This window comes from Agarivorans sp. D1326, assembly GCF_056958115.1.
The window spans coordinates 233,290-248,927 of the sequence record NZ_JBTWEN010000007.1 but is presented as its reverse complement, the minus strand read 5'-3'; the positions used below and the strand labels follow the sequence as shown (position 1 = coordinate 248,927).

13 protein-coding genes are annotated in these 15,638 nt (G+C 42.1%); 8 read left to right on the top strand and 5 right to left on the bottom strand.

Translation table 11 applies throughout. The features are described from left to right. Positions 1 to 83: 83 nt before the first annotated feature. Positions 84 to 1,448 carry a tRNA uridine-5-carboxymethylaminomethyl(34) synthesis GTPase MnmE gene (gene mnmE / locus ACYFDN_RS15090; RefSeq protein ID WP_483511770.1) on the top strand — a complete coding sequence of 455 codons (1,365 nt, stop codon included), beginning with the start codon at positions 84 to 86 and terminating at the stop codon, positions 1,446 to 1,448. A gap of 334 nt (positions 1,449 to 1,782) precedes the next feature. On the opposite strand, the gene ACYFDN_RS15085 is transcribed toward mnmE, so the two are convergent. The 4 genes from ACYFDN_RS15085 to ACYFDN_RS15070 all read right to left on the bottom strand — a co-directional run bounded on the left by ACYFDN_RS15085 (position 1,783) and on the right by ACYFDN_RS15070 (position 6,714). Continuing rightward, positions 1,783 to 2,997 carry a serine hydrolase domain-containing protein gene (locus ACYFDN_RS15085; RefSeq protein WP_483511769.1) on the bottom strand — a complete coding sequence of 405 codons (1,215 nt, stop codon included), beginning with the start codon at positions 2,995 to 2,997 and terminating at the stop codon, positions 1,783 to 1,785. A 379-nt stretch (positions 2,998 to 3,376) separates the two neighbouring features. Continuing rightward, the gene (locus ACYFDN_RS15080; RefSeq protein WP_483511768.1) at positions 3,377 to 4,627 is read right to left on the bottom strand and encodes a C45 family peptidase; all 1,251 of its coding nucleotides are present in this window, start codon (positions 4,625 to 4,627) and stop codon (positions 3,377 to 3,379) included. A gap of 149 nt (positions 4,628 to 4,776) precedes the next feature. Beyond that, complete coding sequence (locus ACYFDN_RS15075) at positions 4,777 to 5,502, bottom strand: hypothetical protein (protein ID WP_483511766.1); 726 nt, start codon at positions 5,500 to 5,502, stop codon at positions 4,777 to 4,779. Between the two features lie 306 nt (positions 5,503 to 5,808). After that, complete coding sequence (locus tag ACYFDN_RS15070) at positions 5,809 to 6,714, bottom strand: LysR family transcriptional regulator (RefSeq protein ID WP_483511765.1); 906 nt, start codon at positions 6,712 to 6,714, stop codon at positions 5,809 to 5,811. A 583-nt stretch (positions 6,715 to 7,297) separates the two neighbouring features. Between ACYFDN_RS15070 and ACYFDN_RS15065 the strand changes: the two genes are divergently transcribed. From ACYFDN_RS15065 to ACYFDN_RS15055, 3 genes are read left to right on the top strand one after another with little or no spacing between them, the layout of a single operon-like run. Next, complete coding sequence (locus ACYFDN_RS15065) at positions 7,298 to 7,858, top strand: GbsR/MarR family transcriptional regulator (protein WP_483511764.1); 561 nt, start codon at positions 7,298 to 7,300, stop codon at positions 7,856 to 7,858. Between the two features lie 30 nt (positions 7,859 to 7,888). Further along, the gene (locus tag ACYFDN_RS15060) at positions 7,889 to 9,280 is read left to right on the top strand and encodes a cytochrome ubiquinol oxidase subunit I (protein WP_483511763.1); all 1,392 of its coding nucleotides are present in this window, start codon (positions 7,889 to 7,891) and stop codon (positions 9,278 to 9,280) included. Beyond that, positions 9,277 to 10,281, top strand: a complete 1,005-nt coding sequence (locus ACYFDN_RS15055; RefSeq protein WP_338622866.1) for a cytochrome d ubiquinol oxidase subunit II — start codon at positions 9,277 to 9,279, stop codon at positions 10,279 to 10,281. The genes ACYFDN_RS15060 and ACYFDN_RS15055 overlap by 4 nt, the downstream gene beginning before the upstream one ends. A 56-nt stretch (positions 10,282 to 10,337) precedes the next feature. On the opposite strand, the gene ACYFDN_RS15050 is transcribed toward ACYFDN_RS15055, so the two are convergent. Further along, complete coding sequence (locus tag ACYFDN_RS15050; RefSeq protein ID WP_483511762.1) at positions 10,338 to 11,063, bottom strand: oligogalacturonate-specific porin KdgM family protein; 726 nt, start codon at positions 11,061 to 11,063, stop codon at positions 10,338 to 10,340. Positions 11,064 to 11,218: 155 nt separating this feature from the next. Between ACYFDN_RS15050 and ACYFDN_RS15045 the strand changes: the two genes are divergently transcribed. From ACYFDN_RS15045 to rsmG, 4 genes are all read left to right on the top strand, one after another. Continuing rightward, positions 11,219 to 12,097 (top strand): LysR family transcriptional regulator, encoded by an 879-nt coding sequence (locus tag ACYFDN_RS15045; protein ID WP_483511761.1) that lies wholly within the window; start codon positions 11,219 to 11,221, stop codon positions 12,095 to 12,097. A gap of 197 nt (positions 12,098 to 12,294) precedes the next feature. Beyond that, positions 12,295 to 12,738: an FMN-binding protein MioC gene (gene mioC / locus ACYFDN_RS15040; RefSeq protein WP_016400266.1), complete on the top strand. Its 444-nt coding sequence runs from the start codon at positions 12,295 to 12,297 to the stop codon at positions 12,736 to 12,738. A gap of 367 nt (positions 12,739 to 13,105) precedes the next feature. Then, entirely contained in the window at positions 13,106 to 14,995 is a 1,890-nt protein-coding gene (gene mnmG / locus ACYFDN_RS15035; protein WP_483511760.1) for a tRNA uridine-5-carboxymethylaminomethyl(34) synthesis enzyme MnmG, read from the top strand. A 9-nt stretch (positions 14,996 to 15,004) separates the two neighbouring features. Next, the gene (gene rsmG / locus ACYFDN_RS15030) at positions 15,005 to 15,631 is read left to right on the top strand and encodes a 16S rRNA (guanine(527)-N(7))-methyltransferase RsmG (RefSeq protein WP_483511759.1); all 627 of its coding nucleotides are present in this window, start codon (positions 15,005 to 15,007) and stop codon (positions 15,629 to 15,631) included. Positions 15,632 to 15,638: the final 7 nt, after the last annotated feature.

Genomic DNA, 15,638 nt, shown 5'->3' with positions numbered 1-15,638 from the left:
TTTAGCAACAATGCTAAAATGCCATTCAGTGAAGGCTGAATGGCATTTTTTATTTTCAGCAGAAATGAGCAAAGAGAGTGAGCATGAATTCAACTGATACTATTGTGGCGCAAGCTACCGCCCCAGGTCGTGGTGGTGTAGGCATAATTAGAGTATCTGGCCCTTTAGCCCAGCAAGTAGCCGAAACGCTATTAGGCAAGTGCCCTGCTCCTCGCTATGCCGACTACTTACCGTTTAAAAGCCTTAGCGGAGACACGCTTGACCAAGGTATTGCACTGTACTTTAAAGGGCCAAATTCCTTTACCGGTGAGGATGTACTAGAACTACAAGGTCACGGCGGCCCGGTAGTAATAGACATGCTAATTCGCGAAATTTGCCAATTAGATGGTTTACGCATGGCTCGCCCAGGCGAGTTTAGTGAGCGCGCATTTCTAAACGACAAGCTCGATTTAGCCCAAGCAGAAGCGATTGCCGACCTTATTGAAGCCACCAGTGAACAAGCAGCCAAAAGTGCCTTACACTCGCTGCAGGGTGAGTTTTCAAACAAGATCCATAGCTTAGTGGAAAGTGTTACTCGCCTGCGTATTTACGTTGAAGCCGCAATTGATTTTCCCGAAGAAGAAATCGACTTTTTAAGCGACGGAAAAGTACAAGCCGATTTATACGCCATTATCGAAGAATTAGGCTTAGTACAAAGCCAAGCTCGCCAAGGCTCGTTACTACGAGAAGGCATGCGAGTAGTGATAGCTGGCCGCCCTAACGCCGGTAAATCAAGCCTACTTAACGCCCTAGCAGGTAAACAAGCCGCCATTGTTACCGACATAGCCGGAACCACTCGTGACGTATTACGCGAGCATATTCATATTGACGGTATGCCACTACACATCATCGATACCGCTGGTTTACGTGATGACGCAGACGTTGTAGAGCAAATAGGTATAGAGCGCGCCTGGGAAGAAATCAATAATGCTGATCGGGTATTGTTTATGGTGGATGGCACCACCACCGAGGAACTCGACCCACAAAAAATTTGGCCTGAATTTGTGGCAAAGCTACCCACCAATATGGGCATGACAGTAGTACGCAACAAAGCCGATGTTACCGGCGAAAGCTTAGACGTAGTAATGGATCACGGACATCCTGTTTATAAGATTTCAGCGAAAACCGAGCTAGGCCTAGCAGAGCTAAAAGACCACCTAAAACAATGCATGGGTTTTCAAGGCAATATGGAAGGTGGCTTTATGGCGCGTCGCCGCCACCTTAACGCCATCGAACTTGCAGCTGAACACTTAGACAATGGCAAAACCCAACTAGAAGTTTATCAAGCAGGTGAACTATTAGCCGAAGAATTGCGCTTAGTACAACAACACTTAAGCGAAATTACCGGTGAGTTCAGCTCCGACGATTTACTCAGCCGCATTTTCACCAGTTTCTGTATCGGAAAGTAAAGTGGGCAAATAACAATTAACTTGCTGAAATAATTAAAAGTAAGAGACTAGTTGAATGGCAATCTCAGAAGTATGGTTTTAAAGATAGTACAAAGCGCTCAGCCAGTTTTGTTAACTACTTTCAACAGCAACTTGATATCAAAGATCAAACCACCTCAAGACCCAATAATTCAATCTGCATGTAGGCGAGAGCCTGATGACGCTAAGGTTATGCTTGCCTCAGCCAAAATGAGCTGATATTTAGAGGCTGAGCATGTGTTCGCAATAAAAAATACGCGGCTAAGTCAGTTAGCCACGTATTGTCAAACTAAGGTGTATTATTTTGTAGTGAAGCTTAATAGCTCTTAACCTGCTCAATTAACCACGCGATGTCGTTAGCTGCAATCTCAAAGTCTTGACCTATTTTATAGGTGGAAAACTTAGCAATTGCCACGTTTGTTGCTTTATTAAAGGCGATGAATTGACCAAAAGAGCCCATGCCAATAGCAATGTCTTCATCAACGACATACCACTGGTTGCTGTAGAACTTAAGCATTGGCAGTGCACTGCCATAAGCACTGTTCTTAAATGCAGCTGTTTTTTCTGGATTAGAGGTAAATACGTCGTCAATATATGTTTGAGAGATGGCTTCTTTACCATTAACAATACCGTCAGCAGCCATAGCATGAGGCAACTTTACAAAGTCTCTTAAAGTGTAAGATTGACCACCGTCAGCTGAAACTTGTCCATGTAAGTTGGCAACAGTATTAGATATATACTCAAAGCCCAGTTTGTCATAGAAGGCCTTCATGCCTTCATAAGCATGTTTACCACTAAGTTCTGAGCCCATATTATCGAGCAACAGTGTGTTAGGGCTAACGTAATACCAATCGCCATCAGCTAATTCAGGATTACGAGTTAATGAATTTAAAAAGCTAATTTGTTCATACTGGGCATCTTTAAAATCCCAGCCTGTCGCAGAACCAGAGAGCACTACAGGGCTGTTTGGATCGCCAAAATCTTCCGCCCAATAGGTTGGAGTGCGCATATCAGAAACATCTCGAACCGTAATGTCTTTGTAAATAGAGTCTGCAAGTTCAGGAATGATTTGACTGACTGTTTTGTCCATTACAGGCAACAATTGATTGTGCCAGGTTGCAGAAGTATATGATTTACCTACAGAGTACACTGCGTGCTTGGTGGTTTTATACATGCCTTTAGCATAATACTCTTTAACAATGGTGCCGTCTTTCACAACAATGTAACCGTCAGTATTGGTACCTTCTAAGTGCAAGACTTCGTCATTATTGAGTGGCGTAATGCTCTCATTAAAAATTAACGGAGTTGACGAAGGTGCGAAGTTCCACGATACAACAGAAAACTCAGAGAAGTTACGATTAGCATAAACCGCTCCGCCTTCTGCATTTGGCGTAGCATCAGTAAGATCTGTTTTGTGTGGAGCTTCTGCTCCCATTTGGTCAGCATATTGCTGTTGATAAGGCAATTCGGCTGCTTGTACAGAAAGGCCTAAAGTAGACATAAGGATTAATGTAATAGGTAGTTTTTTCATGGTGATTCTCCAACGGGTCGTATTTTTGTTCAAAGGATTAATTCGTTGGGTCTAAGATAAACCTAAATTTATTTACCTCGTAGTTCGAATCATCCCATTTTTGGGACACTTAAGAAGGAAGAGTATTTTAGAGCGAATGAACGATTTATGTATATTGGTCGTTTTTCGATCTGACAGATAATTCAAATGACTACGTCTCGTTAAGTGAGAGAGCGGGCTGAATAAGACCTATATAAGCAACGAACATATTGCGCAATCAGCAAATTTATACTGATAGCTTTAGGCGGAAAGCTTATAGATTTTTCTAGATAGAAATTTATGAAAAAGGCACTCGTAATGAGTGCCTTTGTTTTCGGGATTAGGACGAAATCGGTTAATACTATTTGTCGAAACAAACCTCTGTGAAACCAGTTAGGTCTGGGCGATACGGTGCAACATACTGACAACCTGCGTTAATATCTGACACGTTCGACATTGAAGAAATGAAGTAGTTATCAGCAGTAGGTGCTAACAAAATAGGGCGCTGTGTTAGCAGGTCTTTAATTGAACCAGCGCTGCGTTCTAAATCGTATTTAGCATAGGCTGACGCAACTTCATACCGAGAGACCGTCTCTTTCATCGCTTTGTTGAATTCATAAAGATCCCCATCGTAAAGCACATCGGCTAATTCTTGTTCACGGTCACGAGGGTGATTGGTGTGAACAATGTAACCATCTTCTTGATCGAAGGTCTTGAAACCATTAGCGTGCCATTCGAAGGTTTTAAGTCCGCCTTTTTTATCTGCTAAGGTGGTAGATGCCGCACCAGCTATTTGGTATTTAGACATCATCACTTCAGCTTCATCAACACTCACATTGTGAGTGATGGCGGTGATGTACATTAAACCGATTGATATACCGTTTTCTAAAGCAACCGTTGAGAATGCGTCAATGGTATTGGTGTTAGATGCCATGTTGCGAGACATGCTCATAACCGGATGAAACGGAGACGGACCACTTGCAATCAACTCATCACTTTTCCAGGTTGCAGACTCACCAGACATGTTAAGGGGTAAATCCATGTTTTGACCCAATATGCCGTTAGTAAAACCAACAGCAGTACAGCCTTTTATTTTGTCGTCTTCACCATGACGAGTGAATTCTTTACCATCAAACAGTTGATCACCGACGCTTAGCATTGATTTAGAAAACAAAGCATCTTCAGCCCAGAACGCAAGCAGGATGTGTTCTACTGATGCGCCTGATGCGTCAGCAATACCTTCAATGAAAGCTTTCATGCGTGGAAAGTCTTCAATAAAGGCATTATTAACAGCTACTGCCTTTTTAATTTCTTCCGCGGTGAACTCTTCTTTAATTTCATCGTTGTAACGTTTGACGAAATCCTGATAGTAAGTGGCACCGAATGCGTCATTGTAACCCGCAACGATTTGTTGACCGCCTTTAAAGGTTAATCCATCAAACTCAATGACTGGTAATTCAGCTTGCACAATAACGTTGTTTGGTTCTGCTTGCGTACCTTGTAATACAACTTCGACACCATTTAGGCTTGTCACGGTGTTTACATCTGATGTTGCGAAGCTGGGAAGAGCGATTACAGCTGTTAGAGCTGCGGCTAAAAATGAAGTTTTCATGGTTTTTTCTCTATATCGTTATCTTTAACCAACACTTACCTGAGAGGAATCTAGCCATCCCAAAAAAGTGTTTCTAGTATTCTGGTTATGCTTACCCCGATAACAGGTGTGCAAATATCGGGGCTTTAAAAACGCTAATAATGTTTGGATTAAAAATAGTAGTTAGCTTGAAGCATAAACTTAGTATCTTCTTTAACTCGGCCTGTGCCTTCGTTATGGTCGATACGGAAACCAACAGAGAACAGGTCATTGATCATATAACCACCGCCAATTTCAGCAGAAGCAACCCAATCATTATGACGAGCGTTGTACTGAACACGAGGGTTAGCAGATAACCAGTGGCCATCGTCGAATGCGTACAGTAAGAACACACCAGGTTGGACGATAGTAGACTCTTCACGGGTCTTAGCGCCATTATCACTGGTGGAGTAACTGAACTGTCGACCAACATCTAGCATTGGGAAAATCATTACGTTGTCAGATACCTCGTAACGATAAAGAGCACCAACAAGAGCAGTATCGCTACCAGATTTGTCTGCATTGTGTGACCCCAAAAGAGTCGCTGATACACCAAAACCCTCATCAGTTACATGAAACATACGAGCTCGGTAATTCTGGTTGCCTTCGCGGCCTTTGTCATCACCTAGCGCTTTATCATTAAAGCCGTAATCAACTTGGTAGATATTGTTACCTTTGTTGACTTGTAGGTTTAACATCATCGAGTCAGCAGCGCGTGAAACTCCAACGGTAGAATATGCTGCTGTTGGGTCACCATAGTTAATGTCGTGTTCTTGTCTTTGCTCCTGTTCAGCTGCAAGTAACGAAGTGCTTAACAGGCTTGTTGCTAGTGTTGCGATGATGATTGAGTTTTTCATGATGTTTCCTCCAACTGGACGTATTTTTGTTTAAAGAACTTATTCAGTGAGGCCAAGATAAACTCAAATTTGTCTAACTCGTAGTTCGAATCATCCCATAATTGGGATAATAAAAGAGAAATGTTTAGTGTAGATAGAAATGATAAATGAGATGTTTATTAAGGTTGGAGCTGTAAATAGTGTAAGAGTGGCAGCAACAAAACAGAGAAGTAGCTAACTTGAATTTAGTGAATGTACTAAAAAAGTAGGGTTTTACAGCAGTACGAAACCTTTCTTTTACGAATGGCGAAAGAGCTAAAAAATAAGCTATTTGGTATAACCGAACCAACTCTTTAGTGTGCTAATAACTTGTTCGGTCACTTCAGGGTGTGGGTAATCCATCCGGTAGTACAACATCATAGGGAACGAAGGGATAATCTCTCTTTGGTTATAGCTAAGTGCTACCACTTCACCTGACTTACTCGCAGAATGCGTTATGTACTCAGGAAGTAATGCAACCCCTAAGTTCTTTTTTACTAATGACACTACTGTGCTCGCTTCACCGCATTCTATTGTATCTAAGCTATTGAAAAGTGCTCTCTCATCTTGCAGAGCTTTTTCATAAGGGGAAGACCATATGGCCGTTTGAGACATTAGCATGTCTAGTTGCACTTCAGGTTCTTGGCATAATGGATTATCGGGGTGAGCAATTAAACTGATATTTTCTTCGCCTACAACAACCCCGCCTATATTAGGATAAAAAGAGTCGGCAGCTGCGCCTAACGCAAAATCGACATCGTTACTGTCAATAGCCAACTGAACATGAACCATGTCAATATTTTTAAACGCAATTTGGAGAGTTGGCCAGGTAGCTTTAAGATCTTGAATAACTTCAGCAATGCCTTCACCGTCAATCAGCTCACTAAAACTAATCGTTAATTCAAGTGGAGAGCCGTCTCCGTGCATTGAATAGGCAAGGTCTTCCAATTTTCGCATGTAATCAATTGCAATTTTAGCCTTAGGTAACAGCGCCTCACCTTTTGGGCTTAATACTACGACAAGTCCGTTACTTTTCCTTTCGAACAATAAGTAGCCAAGATCATCTTCTAATTCGCATATCCAGCGACTGACAGAGGATGACGATTTTCCTATTTTTCGGGCAGCTTTACTAAATGCGCCGGTCTCTGCTGCAGCGATAAAGCACTCTAGAGTTTGAATCGATAACGATAACAATACTTGAACCTCATGTATGCGGCGCTGTTTATTTAAGTATTTGCAGCCTATTTAAGAATAATATACGCAATAGTATGGGGAGAAAAAACTGGTAGTCAAACAGCATTATGGCTAAGTGTAGAGTTCATACTGAATGCATACAGGGCTAAACAGTTAGTCATTTTAACGGTAAGATTTGAAAGACATATAGCGAACAAATAACTATATTCTATTAGGAAAGTACACTTGGGTTGAGAGCACATTTATCAATTTGGTCCCCAATCGGTCCCCCAAGTGTGCAACCACACCTGTGTTTATGGGCGTCTTCACTTTCTGTATCGGAAAATAGCTTAATAAGTAAGTGTTCACTATTACCAAGCTACCCTTAAAATATAGATAAACACCAACAACACCTGATAAACAGCAAGTAAATATAAAGCTATTATCAGGTTTTCGATTAACAGATAAACCCACTCTCAAACTAAGCTAAATCTACCTCACAGTTTCATCACTCTCCATCAATTATCGCTAAAAATATTGACTTAAATCAATTTTCAATTAAAGTTTCACTGTTTTCTGAAAGTTCAATAAAAGGATTTAGCGCGTGCAATTATCAGAGAAGAGCCAAGCTTTTGTTCTTCATTTTGGCGAAATGGGCAGCCGTTGGGGTTTTAACCGAACAGTTGGCCAAATATTGGCTTTGTTAGTGATTAATAAAGAGCCTTTGCACGCCGAACAAATTATGCAACAGCTGGGCATTAGCCGCGGCAACGTCAGCATGGGTTTAAAAGAATTACAGTCTTGGCGCTTAGTAAAGCTAAGCCACCAAGCAGGTCAGCGCCGAGAATTTTTTACTGCCGCCGGGTCCATTTGGGATATGGCGAGAACTGTATTTGAAGAACGCAGTAAGCGCGAAGTTGACCCAACCCTCTCTTTACTACGTTCTAATTTATTGGAAGAACCGGAAAACGAAGCAGACCAGTTTACTCAGAAAAAAATGGAAGAGATCCACGATCTCTTAGAGTTAATCACTCAATGGTCATACGCACTTAATACGATGAATCCAGACAAACTGCAGAGTTTAATGAAGATGGGCTCAGGTATTAGCAGAATTTTAGAGTTAAAAGACAAAATCGTTGGTAACAAGGGATCTGCCGCCAGCTAATGAGATTATCAACCTTAACGAGGCTTAACCATGCTTGATGCCCTAATGCTCTCAAGGATACAGTTTGCTGCCAATATCAGCTTTCACATCCTGTTTCCCACCATCACCATTGCGATGTGTTGGTTCCTAGTTTTTTTTAAAGTTCGCCACGATATGACCGGTAACCCAGTTTGGATGCGCGCCTATCGCTTTTGGGTAAAGGTGTTTGCGCTTTCCTTTGCGATTGGTGTTGTAAGCGGCATTACCATGTCATTCCAGTTTGGTACTAACTGGCCAGGCTTTATGGAGACTGTGGGTAATATTGCTGGTCCTCTGCTCGGTTACGAGGTGCTTACCGCCTTTTTCTTAGAAGCGACCTTCTTGGGCATTATGCTGTTTGGCATCAAACGTGTTCCAAACAAAGTACATACCCTAGCAACCATATTGGTAGCGATTGGTACCAGTTTGTCGGCATTTTGGATTCTAGCGCTAGACTCATGGATGCAAACCCCAACCGGTTTTGAAATGCGTGATGGTGTTGCTTATCCAACCGATTGGTTTGCAATTGTGTTTAATCCATCATTTCCTTATCGCTTAACCCATATGTTGTTAGCTTCTGGCCTAACTGCATCGTTTTTTATCGCCGGTATTTCAGCCTATCGAATTTTAAAAGGCGACGTTAAAAAAGCTCCGCGCCTTACCTTAAAAGTAAGCCTAATAGTGGCAGCGATACTAGCGCCAACTCAGGCTTTAGTGGGTGATTTTCATGGCTTAAATACTCTTGAGCACCAACCTGCAAAAATTGCCGCCATTGAAGGTATATGGGAAACCGAGAAAGGGGCTCCATTACTGTTATTTGCATTGCCAGATGAAGAAACTAAAACCAACAAATTTGCCATTGGCATTCCTAAGTTAGCGAGCTTAATTTTAACTCACGAGCTAGATGGTGAGCTTAAAGGCTTAAACGAATTTGAAAACGAGCACCCGCCAGTAGCACCTGTTTTTTGGAGTTTCCGGGTAATGGTGGGCTTGGGTCTACTTATGTTAGCCCTAAGTTGGTTTGGCTCTTACCACATGGTGCGTAAAGGCAAAATGCCAAATTGGATGCTAAAAGTATTAGTAGGTACTACCTTCTCGGGTTGGGTAGCCACCCTTGCCGGCTGGTATGTAACAGAAATAGGCCGCCAACCCTGGTTAGTAACCGGAGTACTAAGAACCGAAGATGCTGTAACCAGCCTACCCGCTTCAAACGTGGCATTTTCGTTAGCGCTGTATCTAATCGTTTATAGCTTCTTGTTAGTTGCCTACATTCACACGGTTTTCTTAATGGCACGTAAAGCGGTTAAAGAAGAAGAGTTTGAAACCAACGAACCCAAACCCGACGGCAACTTAACCAATGTTAATCAGCCACAAGACAACGTTGAAGGGAGTGCTAAAGCATGATGGACGCCTACTGGTTACCGGTTATTTTTATCGGCTTAATGGGACTTTCGGTTCTTGTTTACGCAATCTTAGATGGCTACGACTTAGGTGTGGGTATTTTGCTGCCAATGGGCGAAGCCGACGAAGCACAGCGCGATACTATGATTGCCTCTATTGGTCCGTTTTGGGATGCCAACGAAACTTGGTTAGTACTGGCAGTTGGCATCATGCTAATTGCCTTTCCAGCAGCGCATAGCATTGTGCTCTACCACCTGTATATTCCGGTCGCAATTATGCTGATCGGACTTATTATGCGTGGCGTAGCTTTTGACTTTAGAGCCAAAGCAGCAGTTGACCATAAGTTAGCTTGGGACAGAACCTTTAAAGCAGGTTCTATACTCACCACCCTAGCTCAAGGTTACATGTTAGGTTTGTATGTAATGGGTTTTGAGGGTGGCATAAGCACCCATTTATTCGGTTTGCTCAGTGGCTTGGGTGTAACAGCTGCTTATAGCTATATTGGTGCAGCTTGGTTAGTAATGAAAACCGAAAACAGCTTACAGCAACGTGCTGTTGCTTGGACAAAATCCACTGGCCGTTTTTGTTTCATGGGGGTGATTGCGGTATCTATCGTTAACCCTTTAGTTAACCCTGGTGTATTTGATCGCTGGTTTGACTTCCCATTGGTCATGTTTGTATTGCTGATCCCAGCTTTGTGTTTTGCAGCATTTTTGTTTAACGACTTTTTGCTAGGGCGTTTACCTAAAGAAAACGATCGCCACTGCTGGGTACCATTTAGCTTAGTTATGCTGATATTTTTGCTATGTTTTAGCGCTTTGGGCTTTAGCTTCTTCCCCGATGTAGTACCTGGACAAATGGATATTTGGGAGGCGGCATCTGCGCCAGAATCACTGATAGTGATTTTAATTGGCGCCCTGATTGTTGTGCCGGTGATCCTCATGTACACCGCCTTTTCCTACTGGGTATTTAGAGGTAAAGCGACCTCGTTGAACTACCACTAAACATTACAGTTATACCAACTAAAAGAGCGCCTTTGGGCGCTCTTTTTTTTGTTCTCTTAAAACTTCATACTAACGCCAAGTTTTATCTGGCTATCATCTTTTAGCGGGCTGCTGTTGTAGCCACTGCTATCAAAGTTTTTCTGAGTATATTGAACATAAGGCTGGTAGCTTCCTAAATTGGTAAGAAACACCTTAGTTTCAAGTTCATTAATTTTCAGGTTATTATTTTTGTGCTCTGCATTTGCGTCTTTATGAATGTAGTTAAAAGACACACCAACAATATCACCGGCCCAACCAGCGGTTAAATCGGTTCGGTTAGTTTTTACATCGCCTAGTTCAGCTTTATTTATGCTGTTGTTATTTTGGGTACCTTCGTAACGGTAACGCGCAGCAACAAAAATACCATTATCAAAGTTATAACCACCTTTAAGAGCAAACTTACCGGTGTTGGCGTCGTTAGCGACATTACGTGTATATTCAACTCTTGGCTGAACATAAGCATTACCGAACTTGTAGGTATAATCTGCAGCAAAAGTAGCTTCGTGCAAACCTGACTCATGCTGATTTTCGCCATAAGGTCGCCCACCCAAACGGCTTTTTGCCTCAACATCAAAGCCAAACTGACCGTAATCAGTATCAAACTCATAACCGCCTTTTAGTATGCCTAGATGGGGGCCAGTACGGTTACTTTCTGCGGCAACTTCACCACGAATTGTATTAGCCGCTGCAAATTGACTAAACAGCGCAAGCGAAACGGTAGAAGCGACGATAATTTTTTTCATTTTGGAACCTTTCAGTAGATGATTACTAAAACATCCGTGCATCATTGAGTACCAGTTACATACTCGTAAAACAGTCCATCGCCGCTATGATGATGAGATGGCACTGCGCTAACAAATCAGAGTCTGTTAGCTTTTATTAACACAGAGGATCCCAAATGAATCTTCAAGCAATCCAAGCTTTTGTATTAAGTCATCAGTTGGGCAGTATTTCAGCCGCTGCCAAAAAGATGCAGAAAAACCGCGCCCAACTTAGTCAATGGATCAGTAACTTAGAAATAGATTGGAATGTTGAATTGTTTACCCGAAGCGGCCACAAGCCGGTGTTATCGGAACAAGGCTTAAAAATGCTTCCCTTGTGTGAGCAGTTACTAAGTGCAAAACAACACCTAAACGAACAGGTAGAGCAAATTGCCAACCTGGACTGTTTAAGGTTAAACCTTGGAGTAAGTGCTTATTTGCAAGATAGTTCTATAGCAAAGGTGCTTAGCCAATTTAACCAAGCCTACCCACAAGTAGATTTACATATTTACCAACGCCGCGATGAGCAGCTACTCAACTGGCAACAACAGCCATCATTAGATTTAGCCGTTTGTTTTTACCGGGACGCTTTTCCTAGCCAATTTACTGTAGAACCTTTGTGTGAAATGCCAGTAGTAGCAGTATGTTCACGAACTCACCAATTAGCGTCTGCAACGTCTACAACTCTTCAACAAGTACTAAGTCATACCTGGATAACCGTACTTTCTTCAACCAATACCGAGCTGTGGGATCCCGATACAGTACAAAGGCAAATTGCAGTAGAGCATCATTCGCTGGCTATTGAACTTTGTTTACGTGGTGTTGGCGTTTTTGTCGGCCAACAACAGCAGCTAAATCCTTATATTGAAACGGGTGAGCTAGTAGTCTTAGCCCATAACGATGCCATTGCCAATGAACAACTTGGCTTGATTTACAGCAAACAAACAACGGTTTCCCCAGCTCAACAGGCGCTAATTAATTTGTGTAAAGCAGAGTTTCGAAACAACCCCCATTAGCCATTTAGATAATTTGTGCACAACTCTTATTCACACACAACAAATGGGATCATCAGCTTAGATGGCGGGTAAAGCGAATTTTACTGAGGTTTCACGTGAAACTATCAACAACTAGATCACAATAAATTCGCAGCTAGTTAAACCCTATTAGATCACGTTACAATGTAGCCAAGACTCTACATTTAACAGGATCGTAAGTGGATATAGAAATCATTGTGGGATCAACCCTCGGTTCGGCTGAATACGTCGCAGATGAGTTAGAAGCGCTTTTAAAAGAACAGCATCAAGTAAAAATTCACTTAGATGCAGAGTTTGAAGAGCTAAATCAGCAAGCTTTTTGGCTTATTTGCAGTTCTACTCATGGCGCAGGAGATGTGCCAGACAATCTACAGCCATTTTTCCAACATTTACTCGAAAACCAACCGGATCTTTCTTCTGTTTCTTATAGCGTAGTGGCTATTGGTAGTAGCAGTTACGATACCTTTTGTGGAGCAGGTAAAGATCTCGACCAAACCTTAAGTAATTTGGGTGCCAAAAAGCTAAAAGAACGTTTAGAAATAGATGTTGATCTAGAACCAGTGCCTGAAGAACCAGCAGTTGCATGGTTAGAAAGCTGGAAAAATGAGCTAAATGTGAACTAAATACTGTGGATAACCCTAGGGAATAGCTATTAATTTAACATAGTTATTCCTATGGATAAGCTTATACCCATTTCCACCTGTGGATAAACAGCAAATTAGATCCCAGTTTTTCCCCTGCTTAGATCGCCCTTCATTAACAAGATCTGATCTTAATTAAGTTAATGATCATAAAGCTAAAAAATCACTTATCTACAGATCAGCAAGTTACTAATAGTAGATCTAATAAAAGATCTTTAAAAAAAGATCTTATATATATTTATAAGAGATCGAGTACAGATCTAATTCTGATCTAAGCATTCCCTTATCGCCACTTAACCAGTAAAATGTCGCACCCTTTTGGGATTAGGCTGGTTCGAGGTAATAACAAATGTTCTATAAACAACAATATGACGTGATAGTGATCGGTGGTGGTCATGCCGGTACTGAAGCAGCAGCTGCAGCTGCACGCATGGGTCAAAATACCTTGTTGCTTACTCATAACATTGAGACTTTAGGTCAAATGTCTTGTAACCCAGCCATTGGTGGTATTGGTAAAGGTCACTTAGTAAAAGAAATTGACGCCTTAGGTGGCTTAATGGCACAAGCTGCCGACCTTTCAGGGATCCAATTTAGAACCCTAAACTCATCTAAAGGCCCAGCAGTTCGTGCAACTCGCGCACAAGCAGATCGAGTACTTTATCGAGCCGCGATCCGTGAGCGTTTAGAAAACCAAGCCAACCTAACTATCTTTCAACAAGCCTGTGACGACTTGATCGTAGAAAATGATCAAGTGGTAGGGGTGGTTACTCAAATGGGCCTACAGTTACGTGCACGCAGCGTAGTGCTCACTGTGGGAACATTCCTTGGTGGCATGATCCACATTGGTTTAAATAACCATGCTGGTGGCCGAGCTGGTGATCCGCCGTCAATTGCTTTAGCTCAACGACTTCGAGAACTACCGCTACGAGTTGATCGCTTAAAAACCGGTACTCCACCTCGCATTGATGCGCGCAGTATCGATTTTAGCCAAATGCAGCCACAGCCTGGTGATACACCTACACCAGTATTTTCGTTTATTGGTAAACAAAGCGATCATCCACAACAGATCCCTTGTTATATCACTCATACCAACGAATCAACTCACGACATTATTCGTAATGGTTTAGACAGAAGCCCGATGTTTACCGGTGTGATTGAAGGTATTGGGCCGCGTTATTGCCCATCTATCGAAGATAAAGTAACTCGCTTCGCCGATAAAAACTCACATCAGATCTTTATTGAGCCTGAAGGCTTAACCACTCACGAAGTGTACCCAAATGGTATTTCTACCAGCTTACCTTTTGATGTTCAGGTTGAATTAGTTCACTCGATGAAAGGTTTAGAGAATGCCCACATAACCCGTCCTGGTTATGCCATTGAATATGACTTCTTTGATCCTCGTGATTTAAAACAAAGCCTTGAAAACAAATACTTAAAAGGTTTGTTCTTTGCTGGACAAATCAATGGCACTACCGGTTATGAAGAAGCCGGTGCCCAAGGTTTAATTGCTGGCTCTAATGCTGCACTTTACGCTCAAGGCAAAGATGCATGGGCACCTCGACGCGACCAAGCTTACATGGGCGTGTTGATCGACGATTTAGCGACTTTAGGCACTAAAGAACCTTACCGTATGTTCACTAGCCGTGCCGAATATCGCTTATTGTTACGTGAAGACAACGCCGATATGCGTTTAACTGAGCAAGGTCGTAAGCTTGGTTTAGTAGACGATCATCGTTGGCAGTTGTTTAATCAAAAAGTGGAAGCGGTTGAGTTAGAACGCCAACGCTTAAAAGACACTTGGGTTCATACCAGTTCTAAGCAATTGGATCAGCTAAACCCATTGTTGAAAAATCCAATTACCCGCGAGCATTCTTTAGAAGAGTTGATTCGCCGACCAGAGCTTAACTACCAACAATTGATGGAAATTGATGGCTTTGGACCTGGATTAGAACTACCAACCGCCGCTGAGCAAGTTGAAATCCAGATCAAATATGATGGCTATATTAAACGCCAATTAGAAGAAATTAAGAAAACCCAAAAGCATGAAAATACTTTGCTACCTTTAGATTTGGATTACTCTAAAATTAGCGGTCTATCGAATGAGGTAGTTGCAAAACTAACCAATGCCAGACCAGAAACCATAGGTAAAGCAGCACGTATTTCGGGAGTAACTCCAGCTGCGGTATCATTGCTATTGGTATATTTGAAAAAACACGACTTGGCACGCAAGTCAGCTTAGGATGATCGGGTGTTAAAATCTCGCTTACAGGGCTTATTGGCTCAAACGTCTCTGCAGCTTTCCGAGCTGCAAATCTCTCAACTGGTTAGTTTGGTTGAGCAGCTTGATAAATGGAATAAAGCTTATAACCTTACCTCGGTAAGAGATCCTATGGAGATGATGGTAAAACACATTCTCGATAGTTTAGTGGTAAGTCCTTACTTACAAGGTGAGCGTTTTATTGACGTTGGCACAGGGCCTGGATTACCTGGTCTTCCCTTGGCCATTATTAATCCTGATAAACAGTTTGTATTGCTTGATAGTTTGGGGAAACGAATTACTTTTATTCGCCAAGTTTGTCATTTACTCAAACTCGATAATGTTACCGCGGTGCAGAGCCGAGTAGAAAACTACCAACAAAACCTCGATTTTGATGGCGTAATAAGCAGAGCGTTCGCTTCTTTAGAGGATATGCTTAACTGGTGTTCTCACCTACCGGCAAATAATGGTAAATTCTATGCTTTAAAAGGCTTAGTGCCCGAACAAGAGCTAGAAAACCTGCCTGAAGGCTTAAAACTGCACAGTATCGAGAGTTTAACGGTTCCCGAACTTGAAGGTCAGCGACATCTAGTTATTATTGATAAAAATAACCCTTAGGCGAAAA